Here is a 2,386-nt window from a genome sequence, read left to right as displayed (position 1 = left end):
AAATTTATCTTTTAATTCGGATATGATTTGATTGATAATATCTTCACTAATAATATCATCAGTATCTAAGATGACATTTGGATCGGTTGGATCTGTAGGATCAGATGGTTTAGACGGTGGTGGCATTATAGGAAGCATAGGTTTGGATATAGTATTAGCTTTATCTTGAAAATCTTTATAAACTTCATCTTTATTACTATCGTTGTAAGTGTGAATTTGAATTTTATTATTGGTGTTACCCCAATAGTCTTGATCAGCTGTTGCATTGGTTAAATCATTTTCATGATGGTAAATGTGAACATTATCAAATTGAATTTGATTATTATCATCCACATAGCCAACAAATTTTCCATTAGCCATTGTTCCATTTATGGTCGTACCTTTGTCAAAATACATATAAATATTTTTAAAATTTGCAGACCAATCAGTCCTTCCACCAAAACCTCCAAAAGTACCATATTGTAGTTGAATTTTTTCTGCGTTATTTATGGCTATGTTGTTGAAAGTTCCATTGCTAGCTTCTCCAAAAAATCCTCCAATATATGAATATTGTGGCAAATTTCCTTTATAGTCAATATTTCCAATGGATTTAATTTTTATATTAGACAATTCCATATTATAAAGATATCCTGCAAAACCACCTATAGAAAAAGCAGAGGATGAAGACTGTGAAGTATTATTTATAAAAATACCATCTATTTTATCGATAACAACTTTATCTATAGTAAGTTTTGGGCCAGGTCCACCTAATAGCATCGAACTTCCTAAAAAGCCACCTATTTCTAAATAACTAGAAGTAATATTATTGCTTGATGTATACATTATATTTCCAATAGAACCAATATGAATATTTGAAATTACGCCATCCAAATGTCCAGCAAATCCACCTATATGAAAATAGTCATTAACATGACTGTATATATTTATATCGCCAATATTTTTGATGTAAATATTGTTTATATTTCCACTTCCAAAACCAACAAAACCACCGTATTGTCTTTCTCCGTCGCCGTTATTTAAGCAATTTATAGTTATGTCACCTACATCTAAAAAAATATTTTTTATATTCCCTCCTAGTAGCATTGCAGCAAATCCACCTATATTACCAGTCGCATTTGTGACATCAATTTCTTTTATACCTTCTAAGGTTACATTGGATATATTTGCTTGTTCTTCTTCATATGCACTCCACATTCCTGTAAATCCACCAACTACACCAATATTTGTTGCACTTATCTTGTCAATATTTTTAAGATAAATATTATCAATGGTGCTATTGCGACTATATCCTACAAATCCACCGATTGATCCATCTTGATGTGTGTTATTAGAATACTTTATCTCTCCATTCATATAATCTATGTTGATATTTTTAAAGGTAGCTCCATTGGTTGTTCCAAATATGCCTATACTATCAAGCGATGAGTTGGAAGTTATATTCATATTTATATTTTCTAAAGTGTACCCTTGTCCATCAAATGTTTTATTGAAAGCATCATCGAGCTGATTAGACCAATCATAATCTTTTCCAATTATACTTCCCACTATCATAGAAGTACAACCTAATCCATCTATACAATAATTGGCATAGTTTTTACCCTGATTACCATTAAAATCTATATCATTAGTAAGTCTATACTCACTAGCTGTATCTCTAAAAACACCGTCTTTATTTTCATTCCATCCTTTAGCAAAGTGCCACCAATCAACATCAGAGCCTATGCCTACATATTTTACATTATTAAAATTATCTTTATTGTGATGAACTATAATTGGTCTACCATGTTGATCTTGTGCATTATTATAACTTTTCATTTCATAATTAAAATTTTTAAATGAAGTTGGATTATAATAATATCCTGTAGCATTTAAATATAAAGATCCATTATTTTTAGCAGTAATAGCTAGTTTTTCTATATCTTTAAAAGTAGCAATATCAGCATGCACTTCGTTTCCAACCAAATGTATATTTGCTTTTTTGTCCTTATCAAATGCTGTAACTTGATTAAAAGTTTTATCTTTTGTATTAAGATATCCTTGCATTAAAATCTTATTCCCTATAAGTAATACATCATTAGCATTAATAGTACCCATATTTACTACATTACCTGCTTTGTGTGGCTTAAATACTGGAGAAAAAGTTGCACCTTGTGCTTTAAATTTATCAAAGTCTTCTGGTTTTAAAGACGAAGTCGAAGCCACAAAGCGATTAGCATTGATAGTTCCTGTTTTAGTAATGATTACCCCATTAGGATTAATTAAAAAGACATTATTACCACCTGCGTTTAATACACCCTCTATGGTAGATTTATCTGTACCATGAGCAATGTTTAGGTAATTATGCTGTCCATCTCCTTTAAAATTAACCTGTGCATCTTTACCTATA

The 2,386-nt window shown here is 30.3% G+C and carries 1 protein-coding gene; it reads right to left on the bottom strand.

Annotated features, from left to right (window positions below; all coding sequences use genetic code 11):
- Positions 1-2,386 (bottom strand): filamentous hemagglutinin N-terminal domain-containing protein (locus L8X36_RS08010; RefSeq protein WP_263683320.1); only part of this gene is annotated, 2,386 nt, incomplete at both ends.

Origin of the sequence: Campylobacter sp. CNRCH_2014_0184h, assembly GCF_025772985.1 — a bacterium.
Classification (GTDB): Bacteria; Campylobacterota; Campylobacteria; order Campylobacterales; family Campylobacteraceae; genus Campylobacter_D.
Note: the sequence above shows the minus strand (reverse complement) of the source record. Positions and strands in the feature narration are given on the sequence as shown.